The organism is Kribbella qitaiheensis (assembly GCF_042657745.1).
Taxonomy (GTDB): Bacteria; Actinomycetota; Actinomycetes; order Propionibacteriales; family Kribbellaceae; genus Kribbella; species Kribbella qitaiheensis.
The window spans coordinates 259,760-273,752 of sequence record NZ_JBHSKE010000006.1 but is presented as its reverse complement, the minus strand read 5'-3'; the positions used below and the strand labels follow the sequence as shown (position 1 = coordinate 273,752).

19 protein-coding genes are annotated in these 13,993 nt (G+C 69.3%); 10 read left to right on the top strand and 9 right to left on the bottom strand.

Annotation, left to right across the window (positions count from 1 at the left end; all coding sequences use genetic code 11):
• Positions 1-64: 64 nt before the first annotated feature.
• A complete protein-coding gene (locus ACFPJ1_RS05770; RefSeq protein ID WP_380101815.1) occupies positions 65-448 on the top strand; it encodes a VOC family protein in 384 nt (127 codons plus the stop codon).
• Positions 449-502: 54 nt separating this feature from the next.
• Here the strand turns inward: ACFPJ1_RS05770 and ACFPJ1_RS05765 are convergent, their stop codons facing one another.
• The 3 genes from ACFPJ1_RS05765 to ACFPJ1_RS05755 form a co-directional block, all read right to left on the bottom strand.
• Complete coding sequence (locus ACFPJ1_RS05765; RefSeq protein WP_380101814.1) at positions 503-1,504, bottom strand: alanine racemase; 1,002 nt, start codon at positions 1,502-1,504, stop codon at positions 503-505.
• Positions 1,505-1,511: 7 nt separating this feature from the next.
• Entirely contained in the window at positions 1,512-2,642 is a 1,131-nt protein-coding gene (locus tag ACFPJ1_RS05760; RefSeq protein ID WP_380101813.1) for a lipid II:glycine glycyltransferase FemX, read from the bottom strand.
• A gap of 107 nt (positions 2,643-2,749) precedes the next feature.
• Positions 2,750-3,679 carry an SDR family NAD(P)-dependent oxidoreductase gene (locus ACFPJ1_RS05755; RefSeq protein ID WP_380101812.1) on the bottom strand — a complete coding sequence of 310 codons (930 nt, stop codon included), beginning with the start codon at positions 3,677-3,679 and terminating at the stop codon, positions 2,750-2,752.
• A gap of 145 nt (positions 3,680-3,824) precedes the next feature.
• Between ACFPJ1_RS05755 and ACFPJ1_RS05750 the strand changes: the two genes are divergently transcribed.
• Positions 3,825-4,391, top strand: coding sequence for a TetR/AcrR family transcriptional regulator (locus tag ACFPJ1_RS05750; RefSeq protein ID WP_380101811.1), 567 nt, complete (start codon positions 3,825-3,827; stop codon positions 4,389-4,391).
• A 15-nt stretch (positions 4,392-4,406) separates the two neighbouring features.
• Here the strand turns inward: ACFPJ1_RS05750 and ACFPJ1_RS05745 are convergent, their stop codons facing one another.
• The gene (locus tag ACFPJ1_RS05745; protein ID WP_380101810.1) at positions 4,407-5,156 is read right to left on the bottom strand and encodes a class I SAM-dependent methyltransferase; all 750 of its coding nucleotides are present in this window, start codon (positions 5,154-5,156) and stop codon (positions 4,407-4,409) included.
• 56 nt (positions 5,157-5,212) lie between these two features.
• On the opposite strand from ACFPJ1_RS05745, the gene ACFPJ1_RS05740 reads away from it, so the two are divergent.
• Together ACFPJ1_RS05740 and ACFPJ1_RS05735 are read left to right on the top strand one after the other, a co-directional pair.
• Entirely contained in the window at positions 5,213-5,935 is a 723-nt protein-coding gene (locus tag ACFPJ1_RS05740; protein WP_380101809.1) for an SDR family NAD(P)-dependent oxidoreductase, read from the top strand.
• 35 nt (positions 5,936-5,970) lie between these two features.
• Positions 5,971-7,179 carry an MFS transporter gene (locus ACFPJ1_RS05735; RefSeq protein WP_380101808.1) on the top strand — a complete coding sequence of 403 codons (1,209 nt, stop codon included), beginning with the start codon at positions 5,971-5,973 and terminating at the stop codon, positions 7,177-7,179.
• Here ACFPJ1_RS05735 and ACFPJ1_RS05730 read toward each other — a convergent pair.
• From ACFPJ1_RS05730 to ACFPJ1_RS05715, 4 genes are all read right to left on the bottom strand, one after another.
• The gene (locus tag ACFPJ1_RS05730) at positions 7,148-7,681 is read right to left on the bottom strand and encodes an NUDIX hydrolase (RefSeq protein WP_380101807.1); all 534 of its coding nucleotides are present in this window, start codon (positions 7,679-7,681) and stop codon (positions 7,148-7,150) included. The genes ACFPJ1_RS05735 and ACFPJ1_RS05730 overlap by 32 nt on opposite strands.
• Before the next feature lie 37 nt (positions 7,682-7,718).
• Positions 7,719-8,129, bottom strand: a complete 411-nt coding sequence (locus ACFPJ1_RS05725) for a hypothetical protein (protein ID WP_380101806.1) — start codon at positions 8,127-8,129, stop codon at positions 7,719-7,721.
• Positions 8,130-8,195: 66 nt separating this feature from the next.
• Positions 8,196-8,999, bottom strand: coding sequence for a deoxyribonuclease IV (locus ACFPJ1_RS05720; RefSeq protein ID WP_380101805.1), 804 nt, complete (start codon positions 8,997-8,999; stop codon positions 8,196-8,198).
• Between the two features lie 43 nt (positions 9,000-9,042).
• Entirely contained in the window at positions 9,043-9,540 is a 498-nt protein-coding gene (locus tag ACFPJ1_RS05715) for an Lrp/AsnC family transcriptional regulator (RefSeq protein ID WP_132191775.1), read from the bottom strand.
• 94 nt (positions 9,541-9,634) lie between these two features.
• Here ACFPJ1_RS05715 and ACFPJ1_RS05710 point away from each other — a divergent pair, with 94 nt between their 5' ends.
• From ACFPJ1_RS05710 to rplI, 6 genes are all read left to right on the top strand, one after another.
• Entirely contained in the window at positions 9,635-10,825 is a 1,191-nt protein-coding gene (locus ACFPJ1_RS05710) for an MFS transporter (RefSeq protein ID WP_380101804.1), read from the top strand.
• Positions 10,826-10,851: 26 nt separating this feature from the next.
• A complete protein-coding gene (locus tag ACFPJ1_RS05705) occupies positions 10,852-11,664 on the top strand; it encodes a DUF4241 domain-containing protein (protein WP_380101802.1) in 813 nt (270 codons plus the stop codon).
• A gap of 198 nt (positions 11,665-11,862) precedes the next feature.
• Entirely contained in the window at positions 11,863-12,153 is a 291-nt protein-coding gene (gene rpsF / locus ACFPJ1_RS05700; protein WP_132191772.1) for a 30S ribosomal protein S6, read from the top strand.
• Between the two features lie 90 nt (positions 12,154-12,243).
• Positions 12,244-12,822: a single-stranded DNA-binding protein gene (locus ACFPJ1_RS05695; protein ID WP_380101800.1), complete on the top strand. Its 579-nt coding sequence runs from the start codon at positions 12,244-12,246 to the stop codon at positions 12,820-12,822.
• 73 nt (positions 12,823-12,895) lie between these two features.
• Entirely contained in the window at positions 12,896-13,129 is a 234-nt protein-coding gene (rpsR, locus tag ACFPJ1_RS05690) for a 30S ribosomal protein S18 (protein WP_012924539.1), read from the top strand.
• A gap of 14 nt (positions 13,130-13,143) precedes the next feature.
• Positions 13,144-13,590 (top strand): 50S ribosomal protein L9, encoded by a 447-nt coding sequence (gene rplI, locus ACFPJ1_RS05685; RefSeq protein WP_380101798.1) that lies wholly within the window; start codon positions 13,144-13,146, stop codon positions 13,588-13,590.
• A gap of 112 nt (positions 13,591-13,702) precedes the next feature.
• Here rplI and ACFPJ1_RS05680 read toward each other — a convergent pair whose 3' ends face one another.
• Positions 13,703-13,987 (bottom strand): hypothetical protein, encoded by a 285-nt coding sequence (locus ACFPJ1_RS05680; RefSeq protein WP_380101797.1) that lies wholly within the window; start codon positions 13,985-13,987, stop codon positions 13,703-13,705.
• Between the last annotated feature and the right edge of the window lie 6 nt (positions 13,988-13,993).

Genomic DNA, 13,993 nt, shown 5'->3' with positions numbered 1-13,993 from the left:
TTCGGGCCGCCTGCGTCAGGCTGGGTGGCGGGAACGACCCGCCGGTTGGAGATCGGAGGCTGTTGTGAAGTTCGTGAAGACGATCGTGTACGTCGAGGACGCGAAGACATCGGTGGAGTTCTTCGAGAAGGCCTTCGGGCTGAAGGGCACGTACCACGACCAGGGATACGGGGAGGTCGAGACCGGCGGCGACACCAAGATCTCGTTCGCCAACCACCCGGTCGGGCAGTACCACCTGCCGGAGAAGTACCAGGTCGGAGCGCCGGACAAGGTGGCCTTCGAGCTGTCACTGGTGACCGAGGACGTCGAGGCGGCCTTCCGGAAGGCCGTCGAGGCCGGTGCCGAACCGCTGCAGGAGCCGGAGAAGAAGCCGTGGGGACAGGTGTCGTCGTTCCTTCGGCTGCCCGACGGCATCATCGTCGACCTCGCCTCGCCGGTCGCGTTCTGACCAGACCTGACTGATCTGCGGCGGTCACCGCGGAGGTGGCCGCCGCACAGTTCGTCAGTCCATCGACACCTTGTCGAAAACGGTGGTGGTGAACCGGACGTCCACACCCACCTCGTCGCCGACGGCCGGCGGAGCCACCGAGGACGGCAGGAAGAGCATGCTCGCCTGCATGTGTGGCGGCTCGGCGAACCAGCGCTGCTTGCCCTCGATGGTGAACGGCGACAACGCCATCCCCGCAGCATCCAGGCTGCCCTTGGCCATCGCGATCGCCCGCTGCCGTACGGTGGCCGCCGCGGTCGGGGCTTCCAGGCCCACGCCGTGCGCGGTACCACCCGAGACGACCAGGATGTGGCCGTCGCCGGCCACCCGGCGCTGGCGATACCCCACCCGCTCGCCCCGGCGTACCGAATGCACGTCGAGGACGGTGGCCCGGACGGTGAAGGCGCCGCGGTCACCGAGCCAGAGGCCGGTGCCCATCCGGAGCCGGACGTCATCGCCGATGTCGGCCAGCTTCTGCGCCGGCACGTGGGACACCCACAGCGGGCCCTGCCGGACCGCACGCGCGGCCTTGCCCAGCTCCTGCGCCTCGCGGAGGTTTGCCGACGTACCGCCCGCGCCCATCGGGAAGTGCAGCGACCAGCCCTCGAACTTGATCCGGTCCAGCGCGTTCAGCAGCATCGTGTGCCGCAGCTCACGGGCGCCGATGCCATGCCGGCGCATGGAGGTCTGCACCTCGATCAGCACCCGGCTGCCCGCCGGGATCGATACCAGGTCGGCCAGCCGGCTGACCGTGTGGATGACGTTCTTGCCCTGCGGGATCTCCAGGAACGGCCGCCACGGCGACAGCACCACGACGTCGGCTTTGTAGTCCGGCGGCACCTCGAAGTAGGTGCCGACCGCGACGGTGGTGGCGCCCAGAGCGCGGGACTCGGCCAGCAACCGGGTGTTGCCGACGCCGTACCCGTTGCCCTTGGCGACCGGGACGATATCGGGGTTCCACGTGGAACGGAGGTGATCGCGCCAGCGGTCCGAGTCGATGTGCAGGATCAGGGGCATGTCAGGTTCATCGCCGTCTCATGTAGAGGTCGAATGCGGTGTAGAGCGCCTTGTTCAACGGCAGATCCCACTCACCGACATACTCGACGGCCTCGCCGCCGGTGCCGACCTTGAACTGGATCAACCCGACGTGAGGGTCGTCGGGGTCCAAGGTGTCGGTGATGCCCCGTAGGTCGTACACGGACGCGCCCGCGGCGAGCGCATCCGCCATCATCCGCCACTGGATCGCGTTCGATCCGCGGACGTCTCGCTTGGCGGTCGAGCTGGCCCCGTAGGAGTACCAGGAGTGACCGCCCACCCGGACCCAGATCGTGGAGGCGACCAGGTCCCCTTCGTGGTAGGCGTTGTAGAGCCGGAAGTCGCAGACGCCGGCCGGCTGGTTCGCCATCGCCGCCTGCATCTTGGTGAAGTACGGCAGCGGCCGCGGGGTGAAGTGGTCCCGCTCCGCGGTCTCGACGTACAGCGCGTGGAAGGCCTTCAGGTCCTCCGGGGTGCCGAGGCTGACCTCGACGCCGAGCTTGTCGGCCTTCTTGATGTTGCGCCGCCACAGCTGGTTCATACCCTTGAGCAGGTCGTCCTCGCTCTTGCCGGCCAGCGGTACCTGGAACACGTACTGCGGCTGGCCCGCGGCGAATCCCTCGCCGGTCTTCGGGGCCTTCCAGCCCAGCGCGCGGAGCTGGGCCATCACGGTGGCGCCCGACGGCTCGATCACGTCGGGCCGGACGTCGCCGAGCTTGGGCTGCTGCCCACTGGCGATCGCGTCCTTGATCGTCTTCGCGGTCCACCGCCGGGTCGGCACCGGCGGACCCATCCGCAGGCCGAACGCGCCCTGCTCCTGGGTGTGCGCCGCCAGCGGCCGCAGGAACCGGCCGAGGTCGATCTCGTCCCAGTCGATCACCGGACCCTCGGGCAGGTAGGCCAGGTAGCGCTTGACCTTCGGCATCTGCCGGTAGAGCACCAGCGCGACCCCGACCAGCTGATCGGGAGCGGCCGGATCGAACCAGCCGAGCGACTCGGCCTTCCACTCGCTCTTCACCGCCGCCCACCCAGGGGTCTGCAGGAAGCTCGCCGACGGCTGTGCCGCCAGATAGGCGGCATGCTGCTCGGCGGAGATGGTCCGGATGCTCAAGTCACTCACGGTCGGTCAGGTTACCGGCCCGGAGCCTCAGACCGTAGCCGAGCCGATGGCACTACCGCCCGGTACGACGCCGCGGCGGGGTGGCGGCGGCGTCGTACCGGGGAGGGTCAGCGGTTCACGTGGTCGAGCGAGACGTCCCAGAGCCGGGTGGCGGCTTCCGGGTCGAGGGCGTACTCCGCGACTCCGTCTTGGCGGTCGGGCACGTGCGGCTCGGCCTCGTTGACGTCCTCGAAGTACCGGCCGCCGACGCCCTCGAGCAGCGGCGACGCCGCGAGCAGGACCGATGTGGCCGCACCCTGCTCGACCGTCTTCCAGGCGTAGTTGTCGAAGGTCCTCTTGAGCTCCGGGTCGTTGTCCGGGACCAGGTGCCGCTGCAGCGCGGTGCGGATCCCGCCCGGCATCAGCGCGTTGGCGGTGATCCCGTCCGGCGCCCAGCGCTTGGTCGCCTCGACCGCGAAGAGCACGTTCGCCGTCTTCGACTGCCCGTATGCCGACCACGGCTCGTACGGGCGGTTCTCGAAGTGGATGTCGTCGAAGACGATCCCCGATCGCAGGTGTGCACTCGAACTGACGGACACGATCCGGGCGTTCCCGGCGGCCGCGAGCGCTGGGTGGAGGCCGAGGGCCAGGCCGAAATGGCCGAGGTGGTTGGTCGCGAACTGGTGCTCCCAGCCTTCCGGCGTCCGGGTCAGCGGCTCGGCCATCACGCCCGCGTTGTTGACCAGGATGTGCAGCGGGCCCTGCCAGCGGCCGGCGAAGGCGCGGACGGATCCCTGGTCCGCCAGCTCGATCGGTTCGACCAGGACACCCTGGTTGCCGGTACTCGCGGTGATCTCGGCGGCTGTGCGCCTGCCGGCCTCGACGTTGCGGACCGCGAGCGTGACCTCGGCGCCGGCGGCTGCCAATACCCGGGCGGTCTCGACGCCGATCCCGGAAGCGCCGCCGGTGACGACGGCCCGGCGGCCGGTCAGGTCGACCCCGGCGAGCACCTGGGCCGCGGTGGTCTCGCGGGTGAAGGGGGTGGTGATTCTGCTCATCGACTGTCCTGTTCTAGTCCGAGCTAGGCTTAAACGGAGGATCCTCCGGTAAGACACAGTTAACCGGAGGAACCTCCGTTTCTCAAGCCGACGCTGTGGTCGGCTAGGTTCGTGGTCCTTAGGCAGAGCGTGGAAGGGGAGTGGGATGGGGGTGACCGGTGAACGTCCGCTGCGCGCGGACGCCCAGCGGAACCGCGACCTGCTGCTCGCCGCGGCGGTCGAGTCCTTCTCGGAGTGCGGCCTGGAGGCGACGCTCGAAGGCATCGCCAAGAACGCCGGGGTCGGGATCGGCACGCTCTACCGGCACTTCCCGACCCGCGAGGCGCTGGTCGAGGCGGCCTACCGCAACGAACTGGCCGTAGTCTGCGACGCCGCCCCCGAGCTGCTCGCCTCGATGCCGCCGGCCGAGGCGACCCGGGCCTGGATGGACCGCTTCATCGACTACATGACCCGCAAGATAGGAATGGCCGACGCGTTGCGCGCGGTGATCGCGTCCGGCGCCGACCCGTACGCGCACAGCTTCGAGCTCCTGGTCGGCGCGATCCAGCCGCTGCTCGAGGCCAGCTCGGCCGCGGGAGAGATCCGGTCCGACATCGCGGCGGGCGACGTACTGATCAGTCTCAGCGGCGTCGCGCTGGCCGCCGGGTCCAACCGCGAGCAGGCCGGGCGGTTGCTCGACCTCCTGATGGACGGCCTGCGGTACCGCGGCTGAGCTACGGGAGCTGAGCTACCGGAGTCTGGCCCGGATCAGGTAGCGGTGGTTGTGGGCGACGAACGGCCCCTCCGTGCGCATCCTCCGGTCCAGCGCCCGAAGCGCAGGCTCGTACTTGTCCACGTCGAAGTCCGGGATCTGCCACGGGATCGCGCGCAGGTGGAAGACGATCGCGCCGACGTCCAGGAAGACGAACTCCGGCCACTCCTCGGCAGCCTCGAGGATCTCGAACCCCTGCTCGCGAAGGGCGTTCACCGCGCCCTCACAGGTGTTGGCGTCCGGCAGCATCACCGGTGGAGCACCGAGCGCCTCGTTCAGGTCGGCGTCGTTGCGGCTGCCGACCTGCTGGGTCACCAGTACGCCGTCGCTTCGCAGTACGCGAGCCAGCTCCGTGGCATCGAGGCGGCCGTGGCGGTCCAGCACCAGGTCGACCGCGCCGTCCTCGACCGGGAACGGGTCCCCGGTCGGGTGCTGCCGGACGTCGACGCCGAGCGAGAACAACCGGCAGCGGGCGAGCGGGACGTTCGGCTCGTAGCCCTCGGTGGCAATGGTTGCCGCAGGCAATGGCGCGAGTGAGGCGAGCAGTTCGCCGCCGCCGGTGTCGACGTCGAGCACCCGGGTGGCCTGCTGCAGCGCGGCGCGGGCGATCCGGTCGTATGACCAGGAGAGATCGGCGCTCACCGCACGGTAACCGAGCCAGCCGAAGTCCCACCCGCTGAAGGAGGCTGACACGGCCTCCTCGACGAGTTCCTCATATGCCCCCATCTGCTCACAGTAGGGACGATGAGCAGCCGCGTACACAAAGTTCCTAGGCTGTGTCGGTGCAGACACGGGCGGTGGCGTTGGTGACAGGGTCGACTTCGGGGATCGGCGAGGCGACGGTGCGGCGCCTCGCCGCCGACGGGATGACGGTGGTGGTGCACTCGCGGAGCAGCCGGGATACCGGCGTCGCGCTGGCCGCCGAGCTCGGTGGGACCTACCTGCAGGCGGACCTCTCGAACGACGACGAGGCCGCCGGGCTTGTGCCGCAGGTGATCGCCGAGCACGGGCGGCTCGACGTACTGGTGAACAATGCGGGGATCAGTTGGCCGGTGCCGCACGCCGACCTGGAGGCCTTGACCGCGGCCGACTGGCGCCGCCTGCTCGACGTCAACCTGATCGCCCCTTGGTTGCTCTGTACTGCGGCGCTGCCCGCGCTGCGCGAGTCCGGTGGCTCCATCGTCAACGTGACCAGCCATGCCGGGGTCCGGCCGAAGGGAAGCTCCATCGCGTACGCCGCGAGCAAGGCCGCGCTGAACCACGTGACCAAGTTGCTCGCGGCCGCGCTCGGACCCGAAGTACGGGTGAACGCGGTCGCGCCCGGGCTGGTCGACACGGCGATGACGGCCTCGTGGACCGACGCCCAGGAGTTGTGGCGAACCGCGAGCCCGATGCGGCGTGCGGCGCAGCCTTCGGACGTGGCGGACCTGATCGCCTCGATCCTCGCGCACAGGTACCTGACCGGTGAGGTGATCCTGCTCGACGGAGGGCTCAACCTGCGCTGAGAGTTTGTGTCGGTGGCCGGTTCTACGATCGGCCGATGCCCTTGGGTCAGGACTTCCGCCGGTTGTGGACAGCTTTCACCGTCAGCGCGGCAGGGAGTGCGATCGGGTTCGGAGCGCTGCCGCTGGTCGCGGTGCTCGTGCTCGAGGTGAGCACGTTCCAGGTGTCGATGCTGGCCGCGCTGTCGGCGCTGGCCGGCGCGGCGATCGCCTTGCCTGCGGGCGATTTCATCGAGCAGCGCTACAAGCGGCCGGTGATGATCGCGGCCGACCTGGTCAGGTTCGGATCTCTGCTGAGCGTGCCGCTCGCGGCGGCGCTCGGCCTGCTGACCTATGTACAGTTGTGCGTGGTCGGCGTCCTGCAGGCTGCGGCTCTGATCGTGTTCACCGCTGCGAGCGGAGCGCACCTCAAGGCGCTGGTCTCGGCGGAGAACCGAGCCGAGGCGAACAGCAAGTTCGAGCAGACGACGTGGACGACGCTGAGCATCGGACCACCGATCGGCGGCGCGCTGGTAGGCCTGGTCGGAGCGACCGTGACGCTGGGGATCGACGCGGTCTCGTTCCTGTTCTCGGCGCTCGGCATCCGGCGGATCCGGCAGCCGGAACCGCGTCCGGCCGAGCGCACCGAGAAGCCCGACATCACCGCCGGGTGGCGCTACATCTGGCGGCACCGCGGGCTCAGGGCGCTGTTCTGGAACTCGCAACTGTTCGGCGGCCCGGTGATGATGACGTCGCCGCTGCTCACCGTCTTCATGCTTCGCGACCTCGGCCTGGCCCCATGGCAGTACGGGCTCTTCCTGGGGCTGCCGTGCCTGGGTGCCGTCCTCGGCGCTCGGCTCGCGCCGCGGCTGACCCGCCGGTACGGGCTGCATCGCATGCTGCTCGTCTTCGGCGTACTGCGGACGCCGTGGCTGCTGTTGTTCCCGCTTGCTCCACCCGGCTGGGGCGGGTTTGCTCTGCTGGCGATCGCCGACACGGGGCTGCTGGTCGCGGCCGGCGCCTTCAATCCGTCGTTCGCCACCTACCGGATGGACGTGACCGAGGACCGGTTCATGGCGCGGGTCTTGACCTCATGGTCGATCACCTCGCGGTCCGTGCAGCCGGCCTTCATGGCGGCCGGCGGTGTGCTGGCCGGTCTCACCAGTCTGCGGACCACGTTCCTGATCGCCGGCGTGGGCTGCCTGGCCAGCGCCTTCGTACTGCCGTGGCGGTCGGCTAAACCAGTCCCATTGCCTGAGCCAGTCTGACCACGTTGCCCATCACGCCGTCCGGGTGCTCACCGAGGTAGGCGATCGCCTCGTCGGGCGGCAGCACCAGCACTTCGGTCACCTGCTCGCCGTCCGGCGGGTTGGTGGGGGCGGCCTCGATCACGACGTCCGCGACCACGTTGATCCAGTAGGAGACCGGGTGCGGCAGATGCGGCCGAAAGGGCTCGGGGCGGCGGTGGTCCGCGCGGTGGGCGCCGATCCAGGTCAGCGGGCCGGTGATCCGGGCGCCGGCCTCCTCGAGGAGCTCGCGCCGGGCGGTCTCGTGGACTGGCTCGTCCGGCTCCCTCGTCCCGCCGGGCAGGAACCGCCAGCCGAGGTCGTTGGCGCACACGACGACGCCACCCTCGGTCCGGCTGACCACGTGGACGTTGCTGACCAGCTCGTCCGGTGGCTGCTCGGTGGTGAACCTGACGTCGAGGTCGCCCCACTCCCAGAAGGCCGGCGCGAAGAGCTCCGGAAACCGCTTCACCCAGGTCTGCATCCGGACATTCTCCCCTGGGGTCGAGGCGCCGCTCCGCTCAGGCGGGAGTGTTGGGCGCCGTGGGGCGGAGGTTGTGGAGCCAGTAGGTGATGCCCCAGGGAAGGAGCAGAGCGAGACCGCCGGTGTTGCGGGCGGGGATGAGGATGTCGGCGCCCACGGCGATCACCAGGCACAGCGTGGAGAGCTGGAAGAGGGTGAGCTTGCCGACGGCTTGCTGATCCAGACTCAGCCGGCCCGACGCGCAGCCGGCGTACAGGACCGCCAGGCTCAGGATCGCGAGTGCGGACAGGGCGACGCCCACCCAGGCGAGTGCGGTGTACCGGTCGGCGGTGCGGATCACGTCGGAGACGAGGAACGCGCCGACCAGCACCGTCAGTCCCGCGCTGGTCCAGAGGAGTCGCGTGGTGGTGCGCTGGGCACGCTCGGGGGAAGGTTCGGCCGCTGCCATGCGCCGGACGCTACCGCAGTACCCCGTGCCGAGGCGCCGGGCTCCTTCCGCTCCGGGGTGCCGGGCTCACTTCAGGTGCGCCCGCAGGTAGTCGATGTCCGCCTTCTGGCCGTGATCGCCGTTCGGCGTCTCCACCACCACGGGCGCGCCCGCGGCCTTCACCACGGCGACGATCTCGGCGGGGTCGATCTCGCCCTCCTCGAAGTTGCTGTGCCGGTCGGCGCCGGAGCCGAAGGCATCCCGCGACCCGTTGGCGTGCACCAGGTCGATCCGGCCGGTGATCGCGGTGACCTTCTCCACGATCGTCGACAGCTCTTCGCCGCCGGCGTGGGAGTGGCAGGTGTCGAGGCAGAACCCGACGCGGTCGAGATTCTCGTTGCCCGAGTCCTGCACCGCCTCCCACAACCGTGCGATCCGGTCCAGCTGCCGCGCCATCGCGTTGTCGCCACCCGCGGTGTTCTCGATCAGCAGCGGCACCGGGAGTTCCGCCCGCTCGATGCACTTGCGCCAGTTGTCGAACCCGGTCTCCGGGTCGTCACCCTTGCCCACGTGCCCGCCGTGCACGATGACGCCCTTGACGCCGACCTCGGCCGCCTTGTCGAGCGTCTGCTGCAGCAGTTTGCGGCTGGGGATCCGGATCCGGTTGTTCAGCGTCGCCACGTTCAGCACGTACGGCGCGTGCACGTACAGGTCGATGCCCTCGGCTTCCGCCCGGACCCGCAACGCCTCGGCGCCGTCGGAGTACGAGACCTTCGGCCCCTTCCAGCCCTGTGGGTCGCCGAGGAAGAACTGGACCAGGTCGGCGCCCCGGTCGGCCGCCTCGGCCAGCGGGTCGTCCTGATCGACGTGCGCACCTAGTTTCAAGCTCATGCCGCCACCTTATGGCCGCCCACCGACAGTCCCGCAACCCGTGTCAGGACCAGCCTTGCGAGCGTGTCACCGGGCGGGCGTCGGGCACTGGTGGCTGCACCGGGCGTCCCTCGAACTCGGTCGACAAGACGACGTGCGTGTTCATCTCACCGTGCTCGCCGAGCCGCTCGAACAAGCCCTCCAGATGCCGCATCGAGGCGACCCGGACCCGCAGCATCGAGCACGAGTTGCCACTGAGCTTGTGGATCTCCAGCACCTCCGGGAAGTCCTCCGAGCGCGTTGTCTTCAGCAGGCACCGCCCGGTCGTGCACCGCATCTGGACGAACGCCGACAGCGGCTGCCCCGCCCGGGCCGGATCCACCTGCGCCTTGTATCCGGCGATCACGCCCGCCTCCTCGAGTCGGCGTACCCGATCGGCCACGGCGGGCGGCGACAGGTTCACCCGCTTGCCGAGCTGGTTGAACGACAGCCGCCCGTCGGCCTGCAGTTCGCCGAGGATCTGCCAGTCGGTGGCGTCCAGGTTTCGCTCCTGAAAGGTCATCTCCCCAGAACACCTTTGGTATCGCTGCTCCGCAAGCCCTGACGCCTTACTTCAGCCATTCATCGGAAGCAGCGGCCTTCCTAGCGTTGAAGACATGCTGATTCCCGTCGTTCTCGCCGCCGCCCTGATGAACGCCGCGATGGTCGCCGCCAGCGCGGTCAGCACCATCCTGATCGCCGACGAGCTTTCCCCGGCACTGGCCGGCCTGCCCAACACCGCAGGCGTCCTCGGTACTGCGGCCGGCGCCGTGGCCGTCGGCCGGTGGAGTGCCCGGCTCGGTCGCGCACAGGCGCTCCGCACCGGCTATGGCATCGCAGTAGCCGGTGGAGCCTTCACAGTGCTGGCAGCCGTCGGAGCACCGGTCATCCTGCTCTTCCTAGGCATGCTCCTGCTGGGTGCGGGCAACGCAGCCAGCCTCCTATCGCGGTACGCCGCCGGTGAGTCCGTCGATCCGTCCAGGCGAGCCGCCGCGATGGGCACAGTCGTCTGGGCCAGTACTGCGGGCGCCGTGGGCGGGCCGTTCCTGCTGGAGCCGGCGCAGGCGTTCGCGGTTTCGCTGGGACTCCCGCCCCTCGCCGGCCCGTTCCTCCTAGCCGTAGCCGCCGCCTTCTCAGCTCTACTGGCCGCAACCCGCATCCAGCCCATCCGCGCCGTTGCAGCCTCGAACGCTGTGGAAGTCGACGAGGCGCAGCGCGCGCCGGCGGCCCGCAGTACCACGGTCCTCGTGGCGGCGGGCGTGATGCTCGTCGGGCATCTGGTGATGGTGGCTCTGATGACCTCGGTGCCGGTCCACGCTCACCACCACGGACAGGGGTTGAGCATGCTCGGGCTGATGCTGTCGGCGCACACCTTCGGCATGTTCGCGTTGGCGCCGGTCACCGGCTGGTGGATCGACCGATCCGGCCCGCGTCCGGTCATGCTCGCAGGACTCGCCACAGTCGCAGTGTCGGCACTTGTCATCGCAGGACCGAGCGGCATGACCTTCACCCCGGCCCTGTTCGTCCTCGGCTACGGCTGGAACCTCTGCTACCTAGGCGGCAGCGCGCTCCTCACCACCGCGGGCGCGAACTCCCCGGCCGCCCGAGCCAAGCTGGAGAGCAAGGTAGAGGCCTGGGTGTGGGCGGTCGCCGCACTGGCCACTGCCGCTTCCACCTGGCTCTTCGCGGCCGGTGGCTTCGCGCTCCTGGCCGCGTGCTCGATCACTCTCGCCTTGCCGCTCCTCGTTCTGGTGGCCCTCCGCCGCGACACTCCTGTCGAGCAGAAGTCGCTCGAACCCTCCTGCTGATCGCTTCGACTGACTAGCCTTGCGCGATGCCGACTCCGGAGAACTTCCATGCCCTGCGCCCAGGACCCGTTCTGGTCGACGGGCAGACCTGGTCGCTGAGCGTCCACGATCTCGGCCTGCTGCAGGTGCCGAGTGGTCGCCTGGAGGCGAGTGACCCGTTCGTGAATCTCGGCGTAGGGCAGGTCGTCGACGTTCCGCCGGGGGAGTACCCGGTCCGGGTCACCGTCGCGGACGTGTCCGACGAGCAGGACGGCAGCCACCTGCGCGAGGCATACCTCAGCGTCGTACTGGCGGAGGGTGAGGCGGCCACCGTGGACGCGGCGCGGCGGTCGGGTGACGACCTGCCGGACGGCGAGTACTGGGTGGTGCCGGTGGATGCGGGCACGGTCGCCTTCGCCGATGCCGAGGCGGTCCGGAGCGCTATGCCGGACGGCGACTGGTACGAGGACGTGTTCGACAATGACCAGGACGACAGTTGGTTCGCCCTGATGGACTCGGCGGAGCACCTTCGCGGCGGGTGCGCGAACATCGTCATGCCACTGGCGAAGGCCGGCGAGAACGTGGTCCTGTCCCACTCCGGCTGGGGTGACGGCGCCTACCCTGTACTGCGAACCCTGGACGCGACCGGCCGCCCGCTGGCCATCCACATCGATCTCCTGGTCGTAGGGGCCGACGATGAGGACGAGGCCGATCCGGCGGAGGACGCCCCGGTCTCGCACGCCGACACACCGGCTCCGGCCACCGCTCCGGCGGGTGCAGGTGCGGGCTCGGGCCAGGCTCCGGCTGGCGGCGAGGACCGGCGGCCCGGGTTACTGGGGAGACTGTTGGGGCGGAAGTGACGGGAGAGCCGTCCAGCAGACCTGTGGATAGTGGTCAAGAGCACGTCCGGCCGCTGGTATTCTGTTTGTGTTGCCCGGTCCTTCGACCGGGCTCCTTGCTTGACGCCGACGGCGATTGTCGGCGTGGGGCACACCGCATCGCCCTCCTGCCACGGAAAGACCGTGGCCGCCTGAGTCCGAAGGAGGTGGAGTTCGCGCATGCGTCGTTATGAAGTCATGGTGATCCTCGACCCGGAGACCGAAGAGCGCACCGTCGAGCCCTCGCTCGACCAGTACCTGAACATCGTCCGCAAGGAAGGTGGAACGGTCGAGAAGCTCGACATCTGGGGTCGTCGCAAGCTGGCCTATGACGTGAAGAAGAAGGCCGAGGGCATTTACGCCATCATCGACCTGACCGCCGAGCCGGCCGTGGTGAAGGAGCTCGACCGTCAGCTCACGCTGAACGAGTCGATCCTCCGCACCAAGGTCATCCGGCCGGACCAGCACTGATCCCTGGGGTCGTCAGCAGCTTCAGTGTCGGTGCCGTCCGTTACTGATTAGCTGTAGACACAGCCACACCCGATAGCAGGAGGAACGGCAATGGCAGGCGAAACCGTCGTCACACTGGTCGGCAATCTTGTCGACGACCCTGAACTCCGGTTCACCCCGTCCGGTGCGGCCGTCGCGAACTTCCGCGTCGCGTCGACCCCGCGGACTTACGACCGGCAGTCAGGCGAATGGAAGGACGGCGAGTCGCTGTTCCTCAGTTGTTCCGTCTGGCGGCAGGCCGCGGAGAACGTGGCCGAGTCGCTGCAGCGCGGCATGCGCGTGATCGTGCAGGGCCGGCTCAAGTCCCGCTCGTACGACGACCGTGAGGGCAACAAGCGCACGGTCTTCGAGATCGATGTGGACGAGGTCGGTCCCAGCCTGCGCAGCGCCACCGCCAAGGTGACCCGGGCGATGCGCTCGGGCCCCGGCGGCGAAGGTGGCGGCGGCTTCGGTGGTGGCGGTGGCAACCAGGGTGGCGGTGGTTTCGGTGGTGGCGGCCAGGGTGGCGCCCCGGCGAACGACCCCTGGGCGACCCCGCAGGGTGGCGGCGGTGGCGGCCAGGCCGCTCCGCAGAACGACCCCTGGGCAGGTCAGAGTGGCGGCGGCTCGATGGAAGAGCCTCCGTTCTGAGCTGAGCAGGACAACAATCCGAGTGACCATTCCGGCACCAGCCGGGCTTTCGTAGTAGGAAGAGAGCACCACAATGGCCAAGATCATTCGGAAGCCGAAGAAGAAGGTCTGCGGCTTCTGCAAGGACAAGGCAACGTACGTCGATTACAAGGACACCGCGCTGCTGCGCAAGTTCATCTCCGACCGCGGCAAGATCCGCGCGCGCCGGGTGACGGGCAACTGCGTGCAGCACCAGCGCGACGTGGCCACCGCTATCAAGAACGCTCGCGAGGTGGCTCTGCTGCCTTACACGAGCACCGCTCGCTGAGGGAGGTCTGAGACATGAAGCTCATCCTGGCGCAGGAGGTCGAGGGCCTCGGAGCCCCCGGCGACATCGTCGAGGTCAAGGACGGCTACGGCCGCAACTACCTCGTACCGCGTGGTCTGGCCATCGGCTGGACCCGTGGAGCAGAGAAGCAGATCCAGTCGATCAAGCGGGCGCGTGACGCCCGGGCGATCCAGGGCAAGGAGCACGCGAGCGAGGTCAAGAACCAGCTCGAGCAGCTCGGCGTCAAGCTGGACGTGAAGGCCGGCGAGACCGGCCGCCTGTTCGGCTCGGTCACCCCGGCGGACATCGCCGGCGCGATCAAGTCGTCCGGTGGTCCGCTGGTGGAGAAGCGGGCGATCTCGATCGGCTCGCCGATCAAGACCACCGGCAAGCACCAGGTGTCGGTCCAGCTCCACCCGGAGGTGGCGGCCACCGTCCGCCTCGAGGTCGTAGCCGTCTGACGGCACCCTCACCCGAACACCGAACGGCCCGCTCTCTCGAGAGCGGGCCGTTTCGTTCGTTGCCGCCGGCCCCTTACGGGGATGCCGCCGCCCGCAAGCCGGTTGCCGTCGGCTACTGCTGCTTCGGGCCCGGCCAGGAAAGCACCGTGGGGTCGGAGGCCTCGCCCTCCGGGGGCTTGGCGACAGTCGGCGGGTTCGTCGGCCGCGGGTCCGACACCGTGCTGTTGGAGTCGGCCGGCTCGGCGACCGAGGGCCAACCGGAAGGCGCCGGGTCGTCGTCCAGCCCGGTGGCCACCGCCGCGATCGGCGTCAGCACCAATGCGCCGGCTGCCGCCATCGCCGCCGTCCACCGGGCCAACCGGGCCCGGCGTACGCGGAGTGCGTTCGAGGTCTTCATCGCGGA